Here is a 23,008-nt window from a genome sequence, read left to right as displayed (position 1 = left end):
AAAAAGCGCCAAGTTGGTGCAATCCATCCTAACGCACCATCTCGGGGCCAAGGCGCGCGTCAAAAGCGTGCAGGCCGTCGATCAGCTGGCGATAGGCGGCTTCGAGCCGGTCGGACGCCCCCTTGACACCCAGTTCGATGTGGCGACCGTACTCGGGATGGTCGACGCTGGGCAGGCTGAACACCTTGACGCCCTCGTGCGCCGCCTCGATGGCCAGCATCAGCGGCGTGAGGGTCGCCTCCATGGCACCGAAGACGATCACCGACTTCTCGGCCGCCTGGCCCTGGGCGAACAGCGGCGCGTAGCGCTCGTCGAGCACCGACTCGATCATCGGCCAGGCCATGACCGGGAAGCCGGGCACGAAGTGCACGTCGCCCACGCTGAAGCCCGGGATCTTGTTGTAGGGGTTTCGGATGATCTCGGCCGTGGCCGGGAACACGCCCATGTTCAGGCGGTGGATGTTGTCCGGGCGCTCGGGCTCGTAGACCGTGCCCTGCTCGCGCGCCGTGTCCTGCATGCGCTCGCGGATCAGCAGTTCGGCCTCGGGGTGCAGCACCAGCGGCACGCCGAGCGCGGCGGCCGCGCACTGGCGCGTGTGGTCGTCGGGCGTGGCGCCGATGCCGCCGGTCGAGAACACGATGTCGCCCGAGGCGAAGGCGCGCGCCAGCGCGGCCGTGATGCGCTCGGGCACGTCACCCACGTACTCGGCCCAGGCCAGCGAGAGGCCGCGCGCGGCCAGCAGCTCGATGACCTTGGGCATGTGCTTGTCCAGGCGCTTGCCGGACAGGATTTCGTCGCCGACGACGATCAGGCCGAATTGTCGATTCATGGGATGTCCGATCGCAGGGAAGGACCGGGCACCGCCACGGTCTCTTCGGAAGAGGAAGAAGAAGGAAGCAGGGGCGGCGGCACCGCGGCCGCGCGCTGCAGCCGCAGCTGGGCCAGCGCGTCGAGGCAGTAATGGGCGAACCAGAGGGCCGAGAAGGCGAACACCAGCGTGTAGATCCAGATCGCCAGCGGCACCAGCACGAAGAAGGCGGCGGCGAACAGCAGTCCCGACGCCCAGACGATGCTCGGCGCCGCGCCCAGGTAGCCGCACAGCACGCCGATGGTCAGCAGCGGCAGCCGGTGCTGGCGCAGCAGCGCCTGGCGTTCCTCGGGGTTGGCATGCTCGGCCAGCGCGTCGAAGCTCATCACGCGGTAGGTGAGCCAACCCCAGATCAGCGGCGGCAGGATCAGCACCAGCGGCGGAATCAGCCACAGCGGCATCGAGACCACCAGTGCGACCAGCGCCAGCACGGTGAAGGCCAGCGAGCGCAGCACGCTGCCGAGGAAAGACGCGCCCTTCTTGCGTTCCAGCGCGGGGAAGCGGCGCTCGGCCACCAGGCTGGTGAGCGGGCCGGCCATCATGCCGGCGACGATCAGCAGCGACACCAGCACGATCAGCGGCGTGGCGGCGAAGATCACCACCAGCGGCGCCAGCATGGCCGGCACATCGCTGGAGAACAGCCCGCCGATCCAGCCCCAGAAGCTCGACAGCATCGGCCAGGCGTCGAGCGCCTCGCGCGTCCAGGCCACGCTGGCGCTCCAGAAGAAGTAGCCGAAGCCCGCCGCCAGCAACACCATCAGGGCCAATGGCAGCAGCGACAACAGGATCACCCGGGGCCGCATGCAGTAGGCGACGGCACGCCAGAAGGAGTCGAGAAGGAGTGGCATGGCGTGCCGAGGATAACGCCGCCGCGCGACAGCGTCTCGAAGGGCGGCCGCGGCGGCCTCAGCCGCGGCCCGCCAGCCGGCGCAGGCCGCGCCACTGCTGCGACCAGAAGCCGCGGCCGTAGTCGCGCACCCGGCCCTGCGCATCGGGCTCGACCTGGTCGCGGATGCCGGTGGCGTCGTAGCGCGACTCGAAGTTCACGGTGCGGAACAGCATGTCCCACCAGGGCAGCAGCACGCCGAAATTGTGGCCACCGAGCGTTTGCGGCCCCTTCGATTCGTGGCCGATGCCGATCGCGTGGTGCAGCCGGTGGAAGCGCGGGCTGATCCACAGCCGCTCGCCGAGCGCGCCGAAGCTCCAGCGCAGGTTGGCGTGCTGCAGGCTTTCGCTGAGCTGGGTGAAGGCCACGATGGCGATGAACTGCCCCGGCGCCACGCCGATCAGTTGCGCCACGATCACGATGATCACGTCGTGGATCACGTCGTCGAGCAGGTGGTTGCGGTTGTCGCTCCACATGGTCATCTGGCGCTGCGAATGGTGCAGCGAATGCAGGCTCCACCACCAGTTGAAGCGATGCTGGCCGCGGTGGATCAGGTATTCGACGAAGTCCAGCACCACCAGGTACACCGCGAACGCGACCCAGGGCACGTCGGTGACGCCGGGCCAGAGTTCGTCCAGGTGCAGCGAGCCCCAGCCGGCGCCGCGCAGCAGGCCCAGGCCGTCGTCGAAAAAGGGCTGCAGCACGAAGAAGATGCCCAGGCGGAACAGCCCGAGCCGGTGGATCAACGTGTAGAGCACGTCGGTGCGGATCGCGCGCCGGTCGACCACCGGCTCGACCGGTTTCCAGCGCTGCAGCGGCCCGATCACCGCGATCAGGATCGCGATCTGGATCAGGCCGACCAGCAGCCAGCCGGTCGCGTCGAAGGCGTCCTCGACCCAGCCGCCCAGCCCGACGGCGTAGACCAGCGGCTGCACCACGGCCTCGAACAGCCATTGCTGGCAGCCTGCAAAAAGATCAGTCAACCATTCCATACCGGGTCCACGGGACGTTCAGGGGCGTCAGGGGTGTGAGGCGATCCAGGCAGCGTACTGCGGATGCTGGCGCAGCGTCTGGAAGCAGAAGCCCTTGGCCTTCAAGCCGACGATCAGCGGCTCCAGCACGGCCGGCGCCCAGGGGTCCTGGCGCGACCAGATGCCCAGGTGCGCCAGCAGGATGTCGCCGCTGCGGATCTTGTCGAGCGCCTGCTGCAGCAGCTTCTCGTTGCTGAATTTGTCGCTCGGCAGCTCGTCGCCCAGGAAGCCCGCGGGCGCCCAGCCCACGTGTTCGTAGCCGCAGGCCTTGGCAGCCGCCAGCAGCTTGGGCGAGGTCTTGCCGCCGGGCGCGCGGAACAGCGGCAGCGGCTTCTTGCCCGTGATGTGCTGCAGCCGGTCGCTGGCCTTGGCGATGTTCTCGCAGTACTTGGCCGCGCTCCAGGTGAACTCGCGCCCGGCCAGCGCGCCGGCCGAGGGCCGGATGCGGAACTGCGGCTCGGTGCCGCGCACGTCGCCGCGCCAGTAGACATGATCGTAGGTGTGCGAGGCGAACTCGTTGCCCTCGGCCGCCCTCGCCTTCCACCAGGCAGCCCAGTGGTTGTCGAGGCTGTCACCGTCGGCCTGCGTGCGCTCGGCCGCCGCAAAGAAGGTCACGCGCACGTCCTGCCGCTTGAGCACCTCGGCGATCAGCGGCGCCACGCCCATGTGGCCGGTGTCGAAGGTCAGGTAGAGCGGCTTCTCGCATCTGGCCTGGGCCAGGGCGCTGCCGCCGATGCACAGCGCCAGCAACCCGGCGACGACGCGGCGGCGCTCAGCGCTTGGCATGGTCCAGGGTCCACACGCCATGCGGCGAGCGCCCGACATTGACCTGCCGCACGAGCTTGCGGCTCACCAGGTCGATCACGCTGAGCTTCTTGGCCCAGCGCGAGGTGACGTAGAGCGTCTTGCCGTCGGCCGAGAGGTCCATGCAGTCGGGGCCGCCGGGCACGGCGTAGCTCTCGATCACCTGCAGGGTCTTGAGGTCGATCCGGCTCACCGTGTTGGCCACGCGGTTGCTCACGAACACGCTCAGGCCGTCGCCGGCCGAGCGGAAGGCATGCGCGCCCTTGCCGGTCGGGATCTTGCCGACGATCTTGGGCTGCGGGCCGGCCACGTCGAACACCTGGACGCCGTCGCTGCCGGTCAGGCCGACCAGCAAGGTGCGGTCGTTGTGGACGCCGAAGATGTCCGCCGGCATCGGGCCGGTGGCGGTGCGCCACTTGATGGTCTGCGTGGGCAGGTCGACCGCGATCAGCTCGTCGCTGTCCTGCATGGTCACGTAGGCGATGGTGCTGGTGGCGTCGATCCAGATGTGGCTGGGCGTCTTGCCGGTGGTGATGCGCTTGGCGAGCTTGAGGTCCTTGCCGTCCCAGCGGTAGATGTCGACATGGTTGAGCCGGTTGGCCGCCGTGACGAACCACTTCATGTCGCGCGAGAACTGCAGCTGGTACGGGTCGATGATGCCGTAGACCACGCGCTGCACTTCAGCCGTGCGGGGGTTGAGGAAGGTCAGCGAGTCGCCGGCCGAGTTGGCCACGATGACCGACTTCTCGTCGGGCGTCATGTAGATGTGGTGCGGCTCCTTGCCGGTCGGGATGCGCTGCTTCTCGGTCCAGGTGAGCGGGTCCACCACGCTGACCGTGGCGTCCAGCGAATTCAGGACGAACAGCGGGGGCGGCGGCGGCGGCGTGGCGGCCGCGGCGGGCAGCAACTGGAAGGCGCAGGCCAGGAAAAAGGCCGCGAAGCGGCCGGTCGGGGGTGCATTGAATCGCAAGGGAGAGCTTCCGTGACAGCAGTTCGAACGATAACGTACCAGCCTTGCCAGCGGCTGACCTCGCGCAAGCAAAAAGCGGCCGCGCCCCCTATTCCGTCACCCTTTGGGCCGGGCGGTGCGCAGGGCGTCCACTTCCTCGGCCGTGAGCCAGCGCCACTGGCCCGGCGCCATCGCCTCCGGCAGCGCCAGGCCGCCGATGCGCGAGCGGTGCAGCGCCTCGACCCGGTTGCCCACGGCCGCGACCATGCGCTTGACCTGGTGGTACTTGCCCTCGGTCAGCGTCAGGCGCAGGTGCAGCGGCCCGACCGCCTCGCAGGCCGCGGCGCGCACCGGCTTCGGATCGTCGTCGAGCACCACGCCGTCGAGCAGTTTCTGCACCTGGGCCTCGTCCAGCGGGTGCTTGACCGTGACCTCGTAGACCTTGGGCACATGGTGCTTGGGCGAACCCATGCGGTGGATGAACTGGCCGTCGTCGGTCAGCAGCAGCAGGCCGGTGGTGTCCTGGTCGAGCCGGCCGATGGCCTGCACGCCCTGCACCGCGCCCTTGTTGGGCCGCAGCCGCAGCGGCGAGGGCAGCAGGGTGTAGATGCTGGGCCAGGTCGAGGGTTTCTGCGAGCACTCGGTGCCGGCCGGCTTGTGCAGCAGCACATAAGCCTTCTCGTGGTATTCCCAGGCCGTGCCCTGCACGGTGAAGGGCATGCCCTCGGTCACGGCGATGTCCTGGCCGGCGTCGGTGACGGGCTGGCCGTTGACGGTCACGAAGCCTTGCTGGACCAGGCCGGCGCAGACGCGCCGCGTGCCGAAGCCCTGGGTGTAGAGGATGTCCTGCAGATGCATCGAAATAAAAGCGGCCGCGCGGGGCGGCCGTCGAACAGTTGAATGGAGAGGATCAGTAGCCGAGCGCCAGGCCCGAATTGCGCCGCGGATCGTTGGCGCCATAGAAGCGATTGTTGCCGACCGGCTTGCCGCCCAGCGAGGGCGCGCCCACGATGATCGCCGCCAGGTGGTTGGCCGGCTGCGGCACGCCCAGGTTGTGGCCCATGTCCGTCAGGATCTTGCGCGTGTCGGGCGACAGCGCGAAGGTCTCGACGTTGGTCACGTCCGGCAGCCATTGCTGGTGGAAGCGCGGCGCGTCGACCGCCTCCTGCACGTTCATGCCGTAGTCGACCACGTTCAGGATGGTGTGCAGCACGGCCGTGATGATACGGCTGCCGCCGGGCGTGCCGACCACGAACACCGGCTTGCCGTCCTTGCTCACGATGGTCGGGCTCATCGAGCTCAGCGGGCGCTTGCCCGGGGCGATGGCGTTGGCCTCGCCCTGCACCAGGCCGTACATGTTGGGCACGCCGATCTTCGAGGTGAAGTCGTCCATCTCGTTGTTGAGCAGCACGCCGGTCTTGGCGGCCGTGACCTTGGCGCCGAACCAGTCGTTGAGCGTGTAGGTCACCGAGGCCGCGTTGCCCCACTGGTCGGTGATCGAATAGTGGGTGGTGTTGCTGCCCTCATGCGGCGCGACGCCCGGCTTGATGTCCTTCGACACGCCGGCCTTGTTCGGATCGATCACCGCGCGGATCTTCTCGGCATAGCCCTTGTCGAGCAGCCGGTCGAGCGGGTTCTTCACGAAGTCGGGGTCGCCCAGGTAGCTGTTGCGGTCGACATAGGCATGGCGCATGGCCTCGATCTGGTAGTGCACCGACTGCGCCGAGCGGAAGCCCAGGTCTTTGAGCGGGTAGCCCTCGAGGATGTTGAGCATCTCGCAGATCACCACGCCGCCCGAGCTCGGCGGCGGCGCCGAGACCACGCGGTAGCCGCGGTAGTCGCATTCCACCGGCGCCAGCTCGCGCGTCTTGTACTGGTCGAGGTCGGCCTGCGTGAGGATGCCCTTGCCGGCCTGGCTCGAGGCCACGATCGCGCTGCCGACCCAGCCCTTGTAGAAGCCGTCGGTGCCCTTGGCGCTGATCGCCTTCAGCGTCTTGGCCAGGTCCTTCTGCACCAGCTTCTGGCCGACCGCGAAGGGCTGGCCCTTGTGGAGGAAGATCGCCCCCGACACCGGATCCTTCTGGAAATCGGCGGTGGCAGTCTGGAACATGTCGATGTCGCCCTGGTCGAGCGCGAAGCCCTTCTCGGCCAATGCGATCGAGGGCGCGATCAGCGCGGCGCGCGACAGGGTGCCGTATTTCTCGCGTGCGTATTCCATGCCCGACACCGTGCCGGGCACGCCCACGGCCAGGTGGCCGTGGGTGCTCAGGCCCTTGATGACGTTGCCGTCCTTGTCGAGGTACATGTTGGCCGTGGCCGCCAGCGGCGCCTTCTCGCGGAAGTCGAGGAAGGTCTTGCGGCCGTCGGCCAGCTGCAGCGTCATGAAGCCGCCGCCGCCCAGGTTGCCCGCGGCCGGGTAGACCACGGCCAGCGCGTAGCCCACGGCGACCGCCGCGTCGACCGCGTTGCCGCCCTTTCGGAGCACGTCGACACCGACCTGCGAGGCCAGGTGCTGCGCCGTCACGACCATGCCGTTGGGCGCGGCGACCGGCGCGACCGAGGCCGCGTGCAGCGGCGCCGCGGCGGCCAGCACGACCGCGGCCGCGACCGTGAGGCGCAGCGGGGAATTCCAGATGCGTGTCGTCATGTTGTCTCTTCCTTCTGGGTGGGTCACAAAAAACCGGGGACCTCTCAGGCGGTGAGCAGGCCCTTGCGCCGGAGGTCTTCGAGCGCGCGCACCACCTGCTGGTCGGCGAAGGGGCGCAGGGCGACGGGGTCGCGCAGCGGCACGCCGTCCACATGGAAGCTCAGGCGGTCCGCCCTCGCCTCGCCGGCCAGGTGCTCGGCCAGCGCGTCATGGTCGTGCGCGCCGTCGAGCAGGGGCAGCAGGCAGCGTTCGATCGGCGACAGCGCCACCTGCTCGTGCCAGAGATTGCAGGCCGAGGCCGAGGGGCCCGCGGAGAGCGGCAGGCCCGGGTCCAGGCGGACCGCGGGCAGCGCGCGCGGCTTCGCCGACACCTGCGCCGCCAGTTCGACCGGGCTGAGCCGCACGCGCACCGCGCCCAGGATCAGCAGTTCCTCGAGCAGCGCCATCACCGGCGCCTCGACCTGGGCCGCCGGCGCACCGGTGTGGCGGCACACCTCGGCGACCAGCACCTCGGGCGGCACCGCGGCGGGATAGTGCCGGTCGAGCACCTGCGCCACCACCTTGTGCAGCGGCACCCGCAAGCTGACCTTGATGTTGCGGATCGCGGTGCAGCGCTGCTCCGGCCCGTCGAGCGCGATCGCCGAACCATCGTCGGGCCGGAACACGCCCGCATAGGACAGCGCGCGCAGGCGCGCGAGCTCGGTGCCGTAGCGGATGCCGCCAGCGCGCTCCTGCTTGACCAGCAGCGTCTGGCGGAAGGTCCGGTTGACCAGGAAGTCGAGGTACTGCTCGATCATGATCTGGCTGCCGCCGCACTCGCGCAGCAGCGGCTCGCGCACTTTTTCGCCGTAGTTCTGCACGAACATGGTCGAGGGCTCGGCATCGGCCAGGTAGGCCAGGCCGTGGCTGCCGGCACGCTCGACGAACTGTTTGAAATAGCAGGGCGCGTTGCAGGGCTCGAGGAACTCGTGGATCAGGTAGGAGCTGTTGCCGGTGCGCACCAGCGGCAGGGTCTCCTCCAGCGTCTTCTTGAGCACGCTGTCGGGGCGCGCCGATTCCTCGAGGAAGTCGAGCATGCCGCGCGCATAGGCCAGCTTCTCCGAAGGCAGCTCGCGCGGCCCGCCGCGCAGGATCATCGCGTCGCGCACGATCTCGCGCGCCTTCCAGCCCGGGTAGACGTTGTAGCTCACGTAGGCCACGCCCTGGGGCGCGAGGTTCTCGGAGCACACGCGCAGGATCGCGTCCTGCACCGAAGGCGGCACCCAGCTGTAGACGCCGTGGCAGATGATGTAGTCGAACAGGCCGAAGGAGGCGTCGATCTGCGAGATGTCGAAGGCCCGCAGCTCGACGTTGTCCAGCCGCGCCTGGCCGATCGCCTGCACCCCCTGGGCCACCTGCACGCTGGACAGGTCCACGCCCAGGCCGCTGCCTTGCGGATGGCGCGCGGCGAAGGGCAGCAGGTTGCCGCCCGACGCACACCCCAGCTCGAGCACACGCGCCTGCGCTGGCGGCTTGCTCTCGAGCCCGAAGAGGAAGGCCAGCGCTTCCAGGTGTTCCGCGGCCGTTTGCGGAAACGGATGCGAGTCGTAGGGCACCGCGTCGTAGTAGTCGGTGAGCACGGCGGTCAGGTCGTCTGGCATGGGTCTCCTCCGTTGAATGAATCAATCTGGAATCCGCGCACTATAGCGGCAGCCCCCCGCCGTCGCGAGGCCCGCTGCGTCACCAACCGATGCTTTCGTTTACAGCCCATTTACCGCGCGGACAACTTCGAACACCCGCTCGGTGGCCCACTCTCTGCATGCACCCAAGCCCCTGCGCACCCGGTACGCCTGCACAGTGGCGCATCGCCTTCCGACACGGCATGGCGAGACGCCCATGCTGAGCAGCGCGAACGCCTCCGTCTTCACGGAGTTCCGTTTCTGGGCGCTGGTCTCGCTCTCGGTGCTGCTGCCCAGCGCCATCTTCTTCACGCTGTTCGTGCGCCGCGCGTTCTCGAAGACGACGGTGCTCGTCTTCGGCCTGCTGCTGGTGGCGATGGCCAGCGTGGACCTGGTGCTGCTGCGCGCGCTGTCGAGCGCCGCCCTGGCGACGCCCTCGCTGGCCGACGACCGGGTCTTCACCTCGGAACTCTCGATCGCGCTGTACATCCTGCCGGCGGCTTTCGGCACCCTGGGCATCAACATGGCCTCGCATGTGCTCATGCACTACCTGCGCAGGAAGGAACAGCGCTTCGAAGCGACACATGCGGCACCAGCCTCGCCGATCGGGATCCGGCCGACGCGCCCTCGCATCCGCCCGGGACGCGCGCTGCTGGCGTACAGGGCCCGGCCCCTGGCCCTGCCAGTCGATGCGCGCGAAGCGCCAAGGCGCCAGACGGGCGTGCCCCCCGCTCATCCCGCGGAACGCCAGCTGTCGAGGCGTACGGGAAGACGTGCGCGGCGCTGGTAGGTCCGCGGCGGCCCGCTGCCTACAGCGGCTCGATGCGCGCGGCCGTTGCCAGGGCCTGCAGCCTCGCAGCGTCCGCCGCATAGAAATGCGCAGCCTCGGCGAGCGACATCGGGGGCGGGACGCTGCCGCCCGCGGCATCGATGGCCTTGCGCACCTCCGGATCGCCGAGCGCCGCCACGGCGATCCTGTGCAGCCGCAGGCTGAGCGCCTCGTTCGTCGCGGACGGGATCAGCAAGCCCACCCAGATGCTCGGCCGCCCCAGGTCGGGGGCCGCGCGGCTTTCGTCGAAGGTCGGGACCGCGGGAAAGCGCCCGAGCCGATGCGCGGACGAGACGCCCAGCACCTTCATCCGGCCGCCCGCGACCATGCCGCCCAACAGCGCGTCCACGGGCAGCATCGTGAAGTCGATCACGCCGCCCTGGAGGTCGGTCAGCAGGGGCAGCCCGCCGCGGTAAGGCACGTGGGTGGCCTGCACACCCGTGGCCGACAGCAGCAAGGCCGTTACCAGGTGGAACAGGGATCCCTGCCCCGTGCTGCCGTAGCTCAAGGGCCGGCCGGCGCGCTGGCGCGACAGGGCGACGAGTTCGTCCAGATTGTTCGCGGGCAGGTCGCTGCGCGCGTACAGCGCCAGCGGCGAATCGTTGAGCAGTCCCAGCAGCCGGAAATCGGTGGGCTTGTAGCGGACCGCGCGCAGGGTGAGCGGCGCCAGCACGGCTTCGGAGGGAGAGCCCACGAAGAGCGTGGTCCCATCGGGCGCGGCCGCCAGCAGCCGATGGGCCGCGATGGAGCCGCTCGCCCCGGTGACGTTCTCCACCACCGTGACGCGCCCGAGCCCCCGCCCGAGGGCCGGCGCGACGGCCCGCGCGAAGACGTCCGTGATGCCGCCCGCGGGTTGCGCCACGAGAATGCGGAGTTGGCCGGCGCCCGCGCGGGCATGGGCAGGCAGGTACGGGGCGGCCACCAGCGACGCCGCGCGCACGCCCGACAGGCCGAATGCCCGACGTGAGATGTTCATGGGGAAATTCTCGACTCCTTTGCGGGCATCATCCGATCCGATGCCATGAAGTCCACGTCAGGCGCAGAATAATACGTATTGTGGATTGAGATCGCGCATGAAGAATCCAAAAACCAGTCCACCCGCCTCCGCCGCGGCCCGTCCGCGGGCCGCCGACGACGTCCAGCCCGCGCGCGCGCCGGCGCGGCGCCCGACCCAGCGCGACATCGCCATCGCGACCGGCCTCTCGCAGACCGCCGTGTCCCTGGTGCTCAATCGCGTGGAGCCCTGCACGGTCTCCGAAGAGGCGAAGCAACGCATCTTGCAGACCGCGCAACGGCTCGGCTATGTGCCCAACCGCATGGCCCGCAACCTCCAGTCGGCGCGCACGCGCACGCTGGCCTGCATCGTGCCGGACATCACCAACCCCATCTACCCGGCCCTGATCCGGGGCTTCCAGTCGGCCGCCGATGCGGGCGGCTACGACACCATGATCTTCGACACCGACGGCACCGCCGAGCGCGAGCACAGGGCCCTCCAGTGGCTCGCGCAGGGGCATGTCGACGGCGTGATGGCGATCTTCTTCCACGTCGACGACGCGGCCGTGCGGGAGGCCGCGCGCGGCGGCATCGCGATCGTCCAGGTCGCGAGCCAGGTGTGCAAGCCGTCCGAGGGCATCGACAAGGTCTACATCGACAACGCGGCGGCGGCGAAGGCCATGACCCAGCTGCTGATCGACAAGGGACACGAGCGCATCGCCATGCTCTCCTGCCCGATGGGCCCCGGCAAGGAACGCCAGCGCGGCTTTCAGGCGGCGATGAAGAAGGCCGGGCTCAGCCCCTGCATCATCGCGGCCGACGACTTCACGCAAGCCGCGGGCACGCGCGCCATGGCGGCCGAACTCGCGGGCGACTTTCACCACAGCGCCGTGTTCGCGGCCAACGACCTGCTGGCCGTGGGCGCCATGGCCGCGCTGCGCACGGCGGGTCGGCGCATTCCGGAGGACGTCGCCCTGGCCGGCTTCGACGACATCCCGGCCGCGCAATTCCTGCATCCGACCCTGACCACCGTGCGGCGCTCCGAACAGACCATGGGCCGCTTCGCCGCCGAACTGCTGCTCGCGCGGCTGGACGGCCCCGACGCGAACCGGCCCGGACGCGGCTTCGAACTGCCCTTCCAGATCGTCCTGCGCGATTCGACCTGAGGACCGCTGCGCGCGGCTTCAACGCCGCAATGCACCGAGCGTTTCGAAAGCGGCCCGCACGCAATCCGCCATCCGCCTGGCGAGGAAGCCCGCCGGGAAATGGTCGGAACTCACGCAATAGCTGTGGAACTCGGTCCTGGCCGAGAACGGGATCTCGCGCACGCCCGGCATGCGCAGCGAGCGCGACACCAGCGGGTTCACGATCGACACGCCGAGCCCCTTGCCCACCATGGCGCAGATGGTCGCGGCGTAGGGCGTCTCGATCGACAGCACCCGCGCATCGTCGACGAAGTGGCGATCGATGGTGGCCCGGTTGAAGCTGCCCGCGGGCAGGGAGATGAAGTTCTCGCCGGCGAAGTCGGCCGGCTTGAGCGTCTTGCGCGCAGCCAGCCGGTGCCCGCTGCCGACGATCGCCACGCCGCGCGCGGTGTGGATGCGCTCGTAGCGCAGGCCCGGCAGGTCGGTGGGGATCGAGCAGAAGCCGATGTCGCAGAAGCCGCTGGCCGACCACTTGGCGACGACGTCGGAGCCTCCCATCCGGACCACGATCCGGACGTCGGCGAAGGCCTCGCGGAACAGGCGGATGGCCTCGGGCAGCACGAACTCCGTGATCGATCCCACGGCGCCCACGCGCAACAGGCCGGTGCCGCGCTGCAGGATCGACTCGGCGCTCACGCCCAGCGACTCGAGGCCGATGAAGGCGCGCTCCACCTCGGAGTAGAAGGCCTCGGCCTCGGGCGTGGGCAGCAACCGGGTCCCGTTGCGCTGGAACAGCGCGAAGCCCACCTGCCGCTCGAGCAGCGCGATCCAGCGGCTCACGTTGGGCTGCGAGGTGTGGAGCAGCCCCGCGGCCGTGGTCATGGACCGCGTCTTCATCACGGCACGGAAGGCCTCGACCTGCTTGAAGTTCATCTCTTTCGCGCTCCTGAAGCCCTTTCCCCAAGGCCGTCGCACGGCTTTCCACGGGCGGCGCCAGCATATCAAAAATGCATGCATCGCACCGAGACGCTGATTTGACGCATGACAGGCGCGGCGAGAGACTGAGCGCTCCTACACGAGACAGAGCCATGGAATCCAAGATCAGCCGACGCCTGAAGCAGCCTCTTGCCAAAGAGGTCCTCCAATACATCTTCCTGCCGCGATTGAACCGGGAGTTCTTCGCCAACTTCGATCTGCTCACCCAGATCAATCTGGCGCACCTGCTCATGCTGCACGAGCAGGAAATCCTCGACGCGAACGCCTCGGTGCCGCTGGCGCAGGCCCTGCTCCGGATGCAGGCCGACGGGCCCCATGCGGTCGCACTCGACCCGGCGCGCGAAGAGGCCTACTTCAACTACGAAGCGCATCTGATCCAGCAGGTCGGCCCGGACCTGGGCGGCCGCCTGCACACCGCGCGCAGCCGCAACGACATCGGCGCCACGATCGATCGCATGCGTGCGCGGGACTTCGCGACGCGCATCGGCAAGGCCCTGATCGGACTCGCCGACGCCGCCCTGATCCGTGCCGGTGACTTCGCCTACTGCGTGATGCCCGGCTACACCCACATGCAGGCCGCACAGCCCATCACCTACGGCTATTACCTGTCGGCGCTCACCGATGCATGGACGCGCGATGTCGACCGGCTGCTGCATGTGCTGGAGACGACCGACGGCTCGCCGCTCGGCGCCTGCGCGCTCGCGGGCACGTCCTTTCCCATCGATCGCACCAGCACCAGCGCGATGCTGGGTTTCACCCGGCCGCTGGCCAACGCACTGGACGGCGTCGCCTCGCGCGACTTCGCGCTGGAGCTCAGCGCCACGCTCTCGATCATGATGATCACCTGCAGCCGCATGGTGCAGGACTTCTACATCTGGTCGACGCCCGAGTTCGGCTACCTGTCCTTTCCGGACAGCGTCGCGAGCACCTCGAGCATCATGCCGCAGAAGAAAAATCCGGTGGTGCTGGAGTACCTGCGCGGCAAGACTGGCCACCTGATCGGGCTGACCTCGGCCGCCTTCTCGACCGTGAAGTCGACCCACTTCACCCACTCGGGCGACAGCAGCCGTGAAAGCACCCGGACCTGCTGGGAGAGCTGCGAGGAAGCGCTGAAGGCACTCGAACTCATGCGTTTGCTGGTGGAACAGGTCGAGCCCGACCGCGCGCGCATGTTGTCCCATGCCGCCGAGGATTTCTCCGCCGTCACCGACCTCGCGGACCTGCTGGTGCGCAAGGGCGGCATCTCGTTTCGCGATGCGCACCATGTGATCGGCGCGGTGGTGCGCAACGCACTCGACCTCGGCATCCCGGCCCACGCGATCGACGCCGAGATGATCAATGCGGCGGCGTCCGAGCAGCTCGGACGGCCGGTGGTCCTGCAGCAGGCCGACGTGAGCCAGTGCCTGGATCCGGTGTCCAACGTCGCCGCGCGCCAGTCCCCCGGCGGCCCCGCGCCGCAGCAGGTCGTGCGACGCATCGAGGCGCAGAAGCTGGCACTCGGCGACAAGGCCGGGCGCTTCGATGCCACCGCGGCCCGCGTCGGCGCCGCCCGCGATGCCCTGCAACGACGTGCCCATGCGCTCGCCGCATCCGGCACCGAAACGCTCTCCACCACCTTCGGCGCCCTCGCCGATTGAAGCCATCAGGAGTCAAACCATGCTGAAACATGTCGCGGCGCTGGCCATCGCCCTCGGATCCTGCCTGGGCGCCGGCGCCCAGACCTACCCCACCAAGCCCATCACGCTGGTCGTGCCCTTCGCGCCCGGCGGCACCGTCAACCTGATGGGCCGCATCCTCGCGACGCGCATGTCGGAGCTGCTGGGCCAGACCGTCATCGTCGACAACAAGGCCGGCGCCGGCGGAAGCATCGGCGCCGCCTTCGTCGCCAAGGCGCCGGCGGACGGGTACACGCTGGTCTTCGCGACCCAGGGCCAGCAATCGATCCAACCCCTGCTGTCGAAGAAACTGCCCTACGACGCGCTCAAGGACTTCGCGCCCATCGCCCTGTTCTCGACCGTGCCGAACGTGCTGGCCGTGTCGCCCGACACGCCCGCGAAGACCGTGGCAGAGCTGGTGCAGTACGCCAAGGCCAACCCCGGCAAGCTCAACATGGCCTCGGCCGGCATCGGCTCCGTGAACCACCTGACGGGCGAGCTGTTCATGCTGCGCACGGGCGTGAACTTCACGCACACGCCCTACCGGGGCGCGGGTCCCGCGACGGCCGACCTGCTCGCGGGCCAGGCGCAGCTCATGTTCGCCAACCTGCCGAACGTGCTGCCCTACGTCCAGTCGGGTCGGGTCCGGGTGCTGGCGATCGCCAGCGACAAGCGCAACGCGGCGATGCCGGACGTGCCGACGCTGGCCGAAGCGGGCGTCAAGGACGCGACCGTCGAGTCGTGGTACGGCGTCATGGCGCCGGCGCGCACCGATCCGAAGATCATCAAGAAGCTGCAGGAAACGGTGCTCGCCATCGCCAACGAGAAGCCCATGGCGGCGCACCTCGCCGACCTCGGCGCGCGCCCCTTCCCCGGCACCAGCGAGGACATGGCCCGGCTCTCCAACGAGGAAACCAGGCGTTGGTCCGAGGTCATCAAGCACGCCAACGTCCAGATGAACTGATCGATGCGGACGCATCCGCGCCCGGCGCCACGCGGACCGACGGAACGGTCCGCGCATGGCGCAGCCATGCACGAAAAAAAATATTGGAGACACTCGGTGAAAAGAAATGCAATCCTCTCGGCCCTTGCACTGCTGGCCTGCGGCGTGGCAGGCGCCCAATCCTCTTCCGCAACGCTCTTCGGCGTGATCGATGCAGGCGTGGCACGCTTGAGCGCCACGGGCGGCGCGCACGCCACCGGCCCGGGGTCGGGCGGCAACGGCACCTCCCGCCTCGGCTTTCGCGGCACCGAAGACCTCGGCGGCGGATTCAGCGCGGGCTTCTGGCTCGAGGGCCAGCTGAACAACGACGTGGGGGCCGGCGCCACGCAAGGCACGGGACTCGACTTCGCACGCCGCGCCACGGTGAGCCTCGGCGGCCGCTTCGGCGAGCTGCGGCTGGGCCGCGACTACGCGCCGACCTACCTCAACATGAACCAGTTCGATGTCTGGGGTCAGCGCGGCCTGGGCACGGTGGAGACCACCGGCGCCGCGCGCGCGGGTGTGGGCGGTTATGCGCGCACCGCCAACGGAATCGCCTATTTCCTGCCCGCCGACCTGGGCGGCCTGTACGGCTCGGTGCAATACGCCTTCGGCGAACAGCTGTCGAACAAGGCCGTGGTCGCCAACGCGGCGGGCCTCTCGAGCGGCGCCGCCAACGCGGCCACCGAACGCACCGGCAACTACTACGGCGGGCGCATCGGCTACGCGCGCGGTTCCTTCGACGTGTCGGCCTCGTATGGCGTGTTCGAGGACGCGGTGCGCAGCGTGGGGACGGCCTTCTATGCCGGCGACTACCGGATCGCCAACGTCGGCGCGTCCTTCGATGCGGGCGTCGTGAAGCCCATGCTCCTCTATCAACGCGAACGCATCGACGGCCGCAACGCCGTGGCCGACTTCAGCTTCGAGACCCTGGCCATCGGCGCCACCGCACCGGTAGGCGCGGGCCTATGGCGGGCCCAGGTGGCACGCTACAGCCAGTCCCACACCCGCAACGACTTCGACAAGTACAGCGTGGGCTATGTGCACTACCTGTCGAAGCGCACCCAGCTCTACGGCGACCTGGCCCGGCTCCGCAACAAGGGCACGGGCACCGTGGCACTGACCAACCTCAGCGGATCGGTCAACGCGCCGGTACCGACCGCGGGTGGCGCGTCGATGGGCTACATGCTGGGCGTCAAGCACGTCTTCTGACCTGCAACGCAGGGCACGTCGATTCGACCGTGAAAAGTCGAATCGACAGCAGAAAATCCATGTCGATTCGACCTGAACACCCTCCAAGCCCTTGATTTCAATGAGCTCGGCCCACGGCACGCCCGTTGCAATGGACAAGGCATCCATTCCAACGGCTTCAACGCCCATCGCGCTTCCATGATCACTCCCGCCCAACGCGCCATCGTCTCGTCCACCGTGCCCCTTCTCGAACAAGGCGGCGAGGCCCTGACCACGCACTTCTACAAGCTGCTGCTGGCCGAGCATCCCGAGCTTCGCCTGTTCTTCAACGAGGCCCACCAAGCCAGTGGCGAGCAGCCGCGTGCGCTGGCCAACGGTGTGCTGATGTACGCGAAGAACATCGACCGGCTGGAGGCCATGGGCCCGCTGGCGGCGCAGATCGTCCACAAGCACGTGGCGCTGCAGGTGATGCCCGCGCACTATCCGATCGTCGGCGGCTGCCTGCTGCGCGCGATCCGCGAGGTGCTAGGCGCCGAGCTGGCGACCGACGAGGTGATCGACGCCTGGGCCGCCGCCTATGGGCAGCTCGCCGACATCCTCATCGGTGCCGAGAAGCAGCTGTACGACGCGCAGGCCGCAGCGCCCGGCGGCTGGCGCGGCACGCGGGACTTCAGCGTGGTGCGCAAGGTGCCCGAAAGCGCCGAGATCACCTCGTTCCATTTCGCACCCACCGACGGCAGCGCGCCGATGGACTTCACGCCCGGCCAGTACATCGGCCTGCAGCTGGAGGTGGACGGCAAGCGCATCCGCCGCCACTACTCGCTGTCGGCCGCGCCCAACGGCAAGACCTACCGCATCAGCGTGAAGCGCGAGCCCGGCGGCGTGGCGTCCAACCACCTGCACGACCAGGTGCGGGTGGGTGACACGCTGCACCTGCTGCCGCCGTCGGGCGACTTCGTTCTGGCCGCGAGCGAACGCCCGCTGGTGCTCATCAGCGGCGGCGTCGGCATCACGCCCACGCTGGCGATGCTCGAGCAGGCGCTGGCCACGGGCCGGCAGGTGGTGTTCATCCACTGCGCGCGCAACGGCGAAGTGCACGCCTTCCGCGAGCAGGTGGAGGCCGCCGCCGCGCGGCATCCGCAGCTGCGGCGCTTCTACTGCTACGACGAGGCAGCCGCCGATGCCGCGCCCGCACCCCACGCGGTCGGCCGGCTCGACAGCGAGCGGCTGCAGGCCTGGCTGCCCGCGCACACGCGCGACGTCGACGCCTACTTTCTCGGGCCCAAGCCCTTCATGCGGGAGGTGCGCCGCGGGCTCCGTGCCTGGGGCCTGCCGGACGCGCAGTCGCGCTTCGAGTTCTTCGGGCCGGCCTCGGCGCTGGAGTAAGGCCGCAAGGCGCGGCCTCAGCCGCGTGCAATGCCCAGCCGCTTCGCCATGCGGGCGAGGTTGGCCGGATCGATGCGCAGGGCGCGTGCAGCCGCGGCCCACTGCTGGCCGTGCTGTTCGAGCGCCTGCAGCACCATGCGGCGCTCCAGGTCCGCGACGGCATCGCGCAGGCCGACGCTGGCACCCGGCGCGCTGGCGGCCGCGTCGTGCGGGGCTGCGGCAGCGGCCGTCACTGACGCAGGACCGAGCCCGAGATCGTCGGCACCCAAGGTCAGGATGCGCGGACGCTGCGCATGCCGCCCCAGCGCCTTCACCACGCTGCGGCCCAACAGATGCTCGAGTTCGCGCACGTTGCCCGGCCAGTCGTAGGCCAGCAGCGCGGCCTGGGCACCGGCATCGAGCCGCACGCCACCCAGGCCCATGCGCGAGCGCGCCTCCTCGAGAAAGAAACCGCCGATCGGCAGCACGTCGCGCCCGCGCTCGCGCAGCGTCGGCACCTGCAGCGGGTACACGCTGAGCCGGTGGTAGAAGTCCGCGCGCAGCCGGCCCGCGCGCACCTCCTCGGCCAGGTTGCGGTTGCTGGCCGCGATCACGCGCACGTCGACGCGGTGCTCGCGGTCGGAGCCCAGGCGCTGCAAGTGCCCGCCTTGCAGCACCCGCAGCAGCTTGGCCTGCACCGGCAGCGGCAGCTCGGCCACCTCGTCCAGGAACAGCGTGCCGCCGTCGGCCAGCTCGAACTTGCCGCGCCGGTCGCCCACCGCGCCGGTGAAGGCGCCCCGCACATGGCCAAACAGTTCGCTCTCGACCAGGCTGTCGGGCAGGGCCGCGCAGTTGATGCTGACCAGCGGCCGCTTGGCGCGCGTCGACGCCGCATGCAGCGCCTGCGCCACCAGTTCCTTGCCGGTGCCGGTCTCGCCCTGGATCAGCACGCACAGCTCGGTCGGCCCCGCCAGCGCGATGTCCTTCATCAGACGCTTGTGCGCGGCGCTGTGGCCGATCAGCTGGCGTGGCCCGTGTCCGCCGGTCTCGGCATAGCTGTCGGCACGCAGGCGTTCGTCTTCCGCGCGCGCGGCCAGGCCCTGCATGCGCCCGGCCAGCGCGACGGTCGCCGCCGCGAGGCTCGCGAAGGCCTGCAGCACCTGCAGGTCCACGCGCGAAAAGCGCCCGACGTCGAGCGCATCGAGCGTGAGCACGCCCCAGGGCCGGCCGTCGACCTGCAGCGCGCAGCCCATGCAGTCGTGCACCGGCAGGTGGCCCTGCACGGCTTCCACCAGGCCGTCGAAGGGATCGGGCAGGCCGCAGTCGGCCGCGAATCGCACCGGTGCGCTCGCCGCGAGCAATTGCACGAAGCGCGGGTGCTCGGCCACGCGGAAGCGCCGGCCCAGCGTGTCGCCGCTCAGTCCGTCGACGGCCAGCGGCACCAGCCAGTCGCCGTCGAGCCGCAGCATCGCCGCCGCGTCGCAGGGCAACAGGACGCGCAGGGTTTCGAGCAAGCGCCGATGACGCTCGGCCTCGGGCAGGTCCTGCGCGAGGTCGGCCATCAAGGGGAGCAGAGCGGTCAGGAGGCGCGGCGGATTCATGGGCCCGGTCATTCTGACCGGAGTCGAAATCACCCACACGCAGGGCGGAGCCCGCCGCGCTGCGGCCTCAGCGCGTGGAGGCGCGCGCGGCGTCGGCCCGCGCCTTGGCCTCGTCGGCCTTCTTCTGCAGGTCGGCGGCTTCCTTCTCGGCGGCCTTGGCTTCGGCCTCCTTCGCGTCCTTTTGGGGCGATGCGATGGCGTTGCCGGCCATGGAGCCGACCGCGCCGCCGACCACGGCGGCACCCGCGATGCCCATCAGGCCGGGACCGCGCGCGGCCGGCGCGGCGGCCGCCGGGGCCGCTGCCGCGGGTGCTGCCGCAGCAGGCGCTGCGGGCGCTGCAGGCGCTGCAGGCGCAGGCGTCGCCGGTCGTGCGGCCGGGGCGGCCGGTGCCGTGCGCCCGAAGCTCTTGCCACCGCCCATGCGCTTGGCGTGGGCCAGGTTCGGGATGGCCATCGAGGCGAGGGTCACGGCAATGACGGCGGCGGCGGTGGAACGCAGGGAAATGGAGCGGCGCATGAGGTTGTCCTGGAGATTTTTTCGCCGCGCACACCGCGCGACGTTGGACCGATCCTAGAACGCCACCTCCGGCCCGGCGCCGGAAATACGCACTTTCTGGACGGGATTGCGGCGGGCGCAGGCATGCAGCTCAGGCTCTGGGGGGCCGCGGCCCTCGCCCAGGCCGATCCGCCACGTCGGACAACGCCTGTCCGCTGATTCGTGGTCTTCGCTTACGTGGACCGCCCCTTGGCTGCAGCACACTGCGCGCATGCATCAACGCCAGCTGGCCATCGCCCTCATCCAGGCACTCTCTGCCGAGGAAGGCAAGCGGCAACCCTCGGCCGTCGACTGGCTCAGGGAACAGGACCGACGCCAGCAGCGACCGGACCGGGAGGCACTCGAAGGTCGGATGCGGCTCGCGCCATGGCATCGTCGCTTTCCGCTGGCGGCTCCCTGAAGACGTTTCCCTGCTCAGGGCGGCGGCGCCAGCGTGTGGCGTGGCAGCGCGATGGTGAAAACACAACCTGTTTCCGGCACATCCCGCACCGTCAACGTGCCGCGCTCCGCCTGGATACTCTGCCGCGCAATGGACAGGCCCAGGCCCGCCCTGCTGTCGTCGTTCTCCTTGAAGGGGACGAACATCCGCGCGACGCCCCCCGGAGGCAACCCGCCGCAATGGTCTTCCACGTCGATCAGGACCTGCTCTCCCAGGGCATAGGCATTCAGTCGCACCACCGAATTCGGCTGGGTGAACTTGAACGCGTTCTGCAGCAGGTTGGCCAGCGCCGCATGCAGGAGCTCCCGGTTCGCACGGACCGCCAGCAAAGGATCCACCGCGCCGATATCGAGCGTGCTGCCGCTCAGGTTGGCATCGAGCCGGGCCGCCAGGCCGGCATCCGAGATGAACGAGGCGACCGAGAAGGTCTGGCCATGGTCCGCGCCGGTGCTGCTGACTTCGGCGATCGCCCTGCCGATCAGCAGGCCCAGCGTGGAGAGGCTGCGCTTGAGGATCGCGCCGGTCGCACCGCCGATCGCCATGTTGCCCAGTTCGAGCGCGCGCACGGCCAGGGTGGCCGTGCCCAGCGAGTTGCGCAACTCGTGGATCAGGAAGCCCAGGCGCTGCTTTTCGTCCGCCGCCTGCCGCGAAAAGATCTGCGCATCGCGCTGGGAGCTGAACTCCGTCACCGCATCGGCGATGGCGTTGTCCAGACAGCGGTTGAGCGTGCGGAACTCTCCCACCGCAAACGGCGCATCGCGCTCGAACGCCAGGTCGGTGATCGCCTGGCACAGGTCACCGTAGTCATGCACGACCTGGTCCACGGTGTACCCCAGATGCAGCAGTTCCTTGCCGTGCGCGGTGGCGCTCACGCCGATCTCGGACAGGGCCAGTGAATCCCCGCCGGACGGCCCCGAGATCCGGATGCTCAACTCGGGCCGGTCGTCGTCTTCCGCCGCAAGGGTGCGAGTGAGCTGGTCCAGGAACATCGGCACGCCATGGGCCAGCTGCGCTTCGGTCGCCGCGCGCTGCGGACGCTGCGCGACCTTGAGCTTGCACCGGGCGATGAGCTCATCGCGGTTGTTGGCGAGAAAACGGTGCATGCAGACCTCCTGGGTCAAAGACGAGACATCTGGGCGTGCCGGCAGCTCGTGCTTCGAGGGCTTGGTGTGACTATAGGCGCTCGAACCTGGCGCCGGCCTGTATCCCACGCTGCGCCAGGTGCCGTGGCTCCAGGCCGGAGCGCCGCGGCTCAGAACGCCAGGCGGTAGATCGCCAACGCGTCCGCCTCGCCCAGCTCGCGCGGGTTGTTGACCAGCAGCCGGGTCTGCTTCATGGCATCGGCGGCCAGCAGCGGCAGGTCGGCCTCGCCCACGCCATGGTCGCGCAGGCGCAGGGGCAGGCCCGTGGCCGCCGCCAGGCCTTCGATGTGCGCGATGAAGGCCTCGGTCTTCTCGCCGTCGCTGCCGCGCAGGCCGGGCCGCAGGGCTTCGCCCAGCTGCGCGTAGTGCGCCGCGGCGTGCGCCGCGTTGAAGCGCAGCACATGCGGCAGCACCAGCGCATTCGACAGGCCATGCGGCAGATGGAAATGCCCGCCCAGCGGGTAGGCCAGCGCATGCACCGCTGCCACCGGCGCGTTCGCGAAGGCCTGGCCGGCGAGCATCGCGCCCAGCAGCATGGCCTCGCGCGCCGCCAGGTTCCGGCCGTCTTCGCACGCCGGCACGAGGTGGTCGGCCAGCAGGCGCAGCGCGAGCAGCGCCAGGTGATCCGACAGGGGGTTCTTCAGGTGGCGGCTGGTGTAGGCCTCGATCGCATGCACCATCGCGTCGATGCCGGTGGCGGCCGTGATGGCCGCGGGCAGCCCGGTGGTCAGCGTCGCATCGAGGATCGCCATGTCGGCATAGAGCTGCCGCGCGACGATGCCGCTCTTGGTGGTCGCGCCGGTGGTCACGATCGCGATCGGCGTCACTTCCGAGCCGGTGCCCGCGGTCGTCGGCACCTGCACCAGCGGCAGGCGTTCGCCCTCGACCTTGTCGATGCCGTACATCTGCGCCAGGGGCTGCGTCGATCCCAGCAGCACCGCAACCAGCTTGGCCACGTCCATCGACGAACCGCCGCCGAGGCCGAGCACGACCTGGGTGCCGAATGCGCGCGCCCGGGCGGTGACGGTCTCGACGACATGGTCCGGCGGGTCGGCCTGCACGTCGTCGACCACCTGCACCTGCCAGCCCTGCGCCCGCAGGCTCTCGAGGGCCGGGGCGAGCAGGCCGCTGCGATGCAGGAAGGCGTCGGTGATCACGCAGACGCGGCCGACCGCGAAGCGGCTCGCCAGCAGCGGCCCGAGGCCGGCGGCGGCACCGCTCTGCATGACGATGCGGGGAACGGTCTGGAAGGAGAAGGGAGACATGGATGA

At 69.5% G+C, this 23,008-nt stretch carries 21 protein-coding genes; 7 read left to right on the top strand and 14 right to left on the bottom strand.

Annotated elements, in window-relative coordinates:
* Positions 1-28: 28 nt before the first annotated feature.
* From A9977_RS18530 to A9977_RS18495, 8 genes are all read right to left on the bottom strand, one after another.
* Positions 29-829 carry a molybdopterin-binding protein gene (locus tag A9977_RS18530; protein ID WP_183026344.1) on the bottom strand — a complete coding sequence of 267 codons (801 nt, stop codon included), beginning with the start codon at positions 827-829 and terminating at the stop codon, positions 29-31.
* Positions 826-1,716, bottom strand: coding sequence for an EI24 domain-containing protein (locus tag A9977_RS18525; RefSeq protein ID WP_183026343.1), 891 nt, complete (start codon positions 1,714-1,716; stop codon positions 826-828). Before A9977_RS18525 ends, A9977_RS18530 begins: the two co-directional genes overlap by 4 nt.
* 58 nt (positions 1,717-1,774) lie before the next feature.
* A complete protein-coding gene (locus tag A9977_RS18520; RefSeq protein ID WP_183026342.1) occupies positions 1,775-2,746 on the bottom strand; it encodes a sterol desaturase family protein in 972 nt (323 codons plus the stop codon).
* A 27-nt stretch (positions 2,747-2,773) separates the two neighbouring features.
* Complete coding sequence (locus A9977_RS18515) at positions 2,774-3,571, bottom strand: polysaccharide deacetylase family protein (RefSeq protein ID WP_183026341.1); 798 nt, start codon at positions 3,569-3,571, stop codon at positions 2,774-2,776.
* Positions 3,558-4,559: a YncE family protein gene (locus A9977_RS18510; protein ID WP_183026340.1), complete on the bottom strand. Its 1,002-nt coding sequence runs from the start codon at positions 4,557-4,559 to the stop codon at positions 3,558-3,560. The genes A9977_RS18515 and A9977_RS18510 overlap by 14 nt, the downstream gene beginning before the upstream one ends.
* A gap of 96 nt (positions 4,560-4,655) precedes the next feature.
* Complete coding sequence (locus A9977_RS18505; RefSeq protein ID WP_183026339.1) at positions 4,656-5,396, bottom strand: pseudouridine synthase; 741 nt, start codon at positions 5,394-5,396, stop codon at positions 4,656-4,658.
* A 52-nt stretch (positions 5,397-5,448) separates the two neighbouring features.
* Positions 5,449-7,068 (bottom strand): gamma-glutamyltransferase, encoded by a 1,620-nt coding sequence (ggt, locus tag A9977_RS18500; RefSeq protein ID WP_259652049.1) that lies wholly within the window; start codon positions 7,066-7,068, stop codon positions 5,449-5,451.
* Between the two features lie 161 nt (positions 7,069-7,229).
* Positions 7,230-8,825, bottom strand: coding sequence for a methyltransferase regulatory domain-containing protein (locus A9977_RS18495; RefSeq protein ID WP_183026337.1), 1,596 nt, complete (start codon positions 8,823-8,825; stop codon positions 7,230-7,232).
* Positions 8,826-9,060: 235 nt separating this feature from the next.
* Between A9977_RS18495 and A9977_RS34345 the strand changes: the two genes are divergently transcribed.
* Positions 9,061-9,633: a hypothetical protein gene (locus A9977_RS34345; RefSeq protein ID WP_259652035.1), complete on the top strand. Its 573-nt coding sequence runs from the start codon at positions 9,061-9,063 to the stop codon at positions 9,631-9,633.
* A gap of 19 nt (positions 9,634-9,652) precedes the next feature.
* On the opposite strand, the gene A9977_RS18485 is transcribed toward A9977_RS34345, so the two are convergent.
* Entirely contained in the window at positions 9,653-10,648 is a 996-nt protein-coding gene (locus A9977_RS18485; protein WP_183026336.1) for a tripartite tricarboxylate transporter substrate binding protein, read from the bottom strand.
* 97 nt (positions 10,649-10,745) lie between these two features.
* On the opposite strand from A9977_RS18485, the gene A9977_RS18480 reads away from it, so the two are divergent.
* On the top strand, positions 10,746-11,831 hold the full coding sequence (locus A9977_RS18480; RefSeq protein ID WP_183026335.1) for a LacI family DNA-binding transcriptional regulator: 1,086 nt from the start codon (positions 10,746-10,748) through the stop codon (positions 11,829-11,831).
* Positions 11,832-11,849: 18 nt separating this feature from the next.
* Here the strand turns inward: A9977_RS18480 and A9977_RS18475 are convergent, their stop codons facing one another.
* Positions 11,850-12,743 (bottom strand): LysR substrate-binding domain-containing protein, encoded by an 894-nt coding sequence (locus A9977_RS18475; RefSeq protein WP_183026334.1) that lies wholly within the window; start codon positions 12,741-12,743, stop codon positions 11,850-11,852.
* A 155-nt stretch (positions 12,744-12,898) separates the two neighbouring features.
* On the opposite strand from A9977_RS18475, the gene argH reads away from it, so the two are divergent.
* From argH to hmpA, 4 genes are all read left to right on the top strand, one after another.
* The gene (gene argH, locus A9977_RS18470) at positions 12,899-14,443 is read left to right on the top strand and encodes an argininosuccinate lyase (RefSeq protein ID WP_183026333.1); all 1,545 of its coding nucleotides are present in this window, start codon (positions 12,899-12,901) and stop codon (positions 14,441-14,443) included.
* Between the two features lie 19 nt (positions 14,444-14,462).
* A complete protein-coding gene (locus tag A9977_RS18465) occupies positions 14,463-15,425 on the top strand; it encodes a tripartite tricarboxylate transporter substrate binding protein (protein WP_183026332.1) in 963 nt (320 codons plus the stop codon).
* Between the two features lie 96 nt (positions 15,426-15,521).
* A complete protein-coding gene (locus A9977_RS18460) occupies positions 15,522-16,655 on the top strand; it encodes a porin (RefSeq protein ID WP_310936164.1) in 1,134 nt (377 codons plus the stop codon).
* Positions 16,656-16,832: 177 nt separating this feature from the next.
* Entirely contained in the window at positions 16,833-18,020 is a 1,188-nt protein-coding gene (hmpA, locus tag A9977_RS18455; RefSeq protein ID WP_183026330.1) for an NO-inducible flavohemoprotein, read from the top strand.
* A 17-nt stretch (positions 18,021-18,037) separates the two neighbouring features.
* Here the strand turns inward: hmpA and norR are convergent, their stop codons facing one another.
* Both norR and A9977_RS18445 read right to left on the bottom strand, forming a co-directional pair.
* Positions 18,038-19,600, bottom strand: coding sequence for a nitric oxide reductase transcriptional regulator NorR (gene norR, locus A9977_RS18450; RefSeq protein WP_183026329.1), 1,563 nt, complete (start codon positions 19,598-19,600; stop codon positions 18,038-18,040).
* A gap of 67 nt (positions 19,601-19,667) precedes the next feature.
* Positions 19,668-20,117: an ABC transporter substrate-binding protein gene (locus A9977_RS18445; protein ID WP_183026328.1), complete on the bottom strand. Its 450-nt coding sequence runs from the start codon at positions 20,115-20,117 to the stop codon at positions 19,668-19,670.
* A 250-nt stretch (positions 20,118-20,367) separates the two neighbouring features.
* On the opposite strand from A9977_RS18445, the gene A9977_RS18440 reads away from it, so the two are divergent.
* Positions 20,368-20,556 (top strand): hypothetical protein, encoded by a 189-nt coding sequence (locus tag A9977_RS18440; protein ID WP_183026327.1) that lies wholly within the window; start codon positions 20,368-20,370, stop codon positions 20,554-20,556.
* Positions 20,557-20,570: 14 nt separating this feature from the next.
* On the opposite strand, the gene A9977_RS18435 is transcribed toward A9977_RS18440, so the two are convergent.
* Both A9977_RS18435 and A9977_RS18430 read right to left on the bottom strand, forming a co-directional pair.
* Positions 20,571-21,698, bottom strand: a complete 1,128-nt coding sequence (locus tag A9977_RS18435) for a sensor histidine kinase KdpD (protein ID WP_183026326.1) — start codon at positions 21,696-21,698, stop codon at positions 20,571-20,573.
* Between the two features lie 149 nt (positions 21,699-21,847).
* Positions 21,848-23,002, bottom strand: coding sequence for an iron-containing alcohol dehydrogenase (locus tag A9977_RS18430; RefSeq protein WP_183026325.1), 1,155 nt, complete (start codon positions 23,000-23,002; stop codon positions 21,848-21,850).
* Positions 23,003-23,008 lie beyond the last annotated feature (6 nt).

Source organism: Variovorax sp. UMC13 (genome assembly GCF_014170375.1).
In the GTDB taxonomy this organism is placed as follows: Bacteria; Pseudomonadota; Gammaproteobacteria; order Burkholderiales; family Burkholderiaceae_C; genus Variovorax.
The sequence above is the reverse complement of the archived record's forward strand: the minus strand, read 5'-3'. Positions and strand labels throughout refer to the sequence as shown.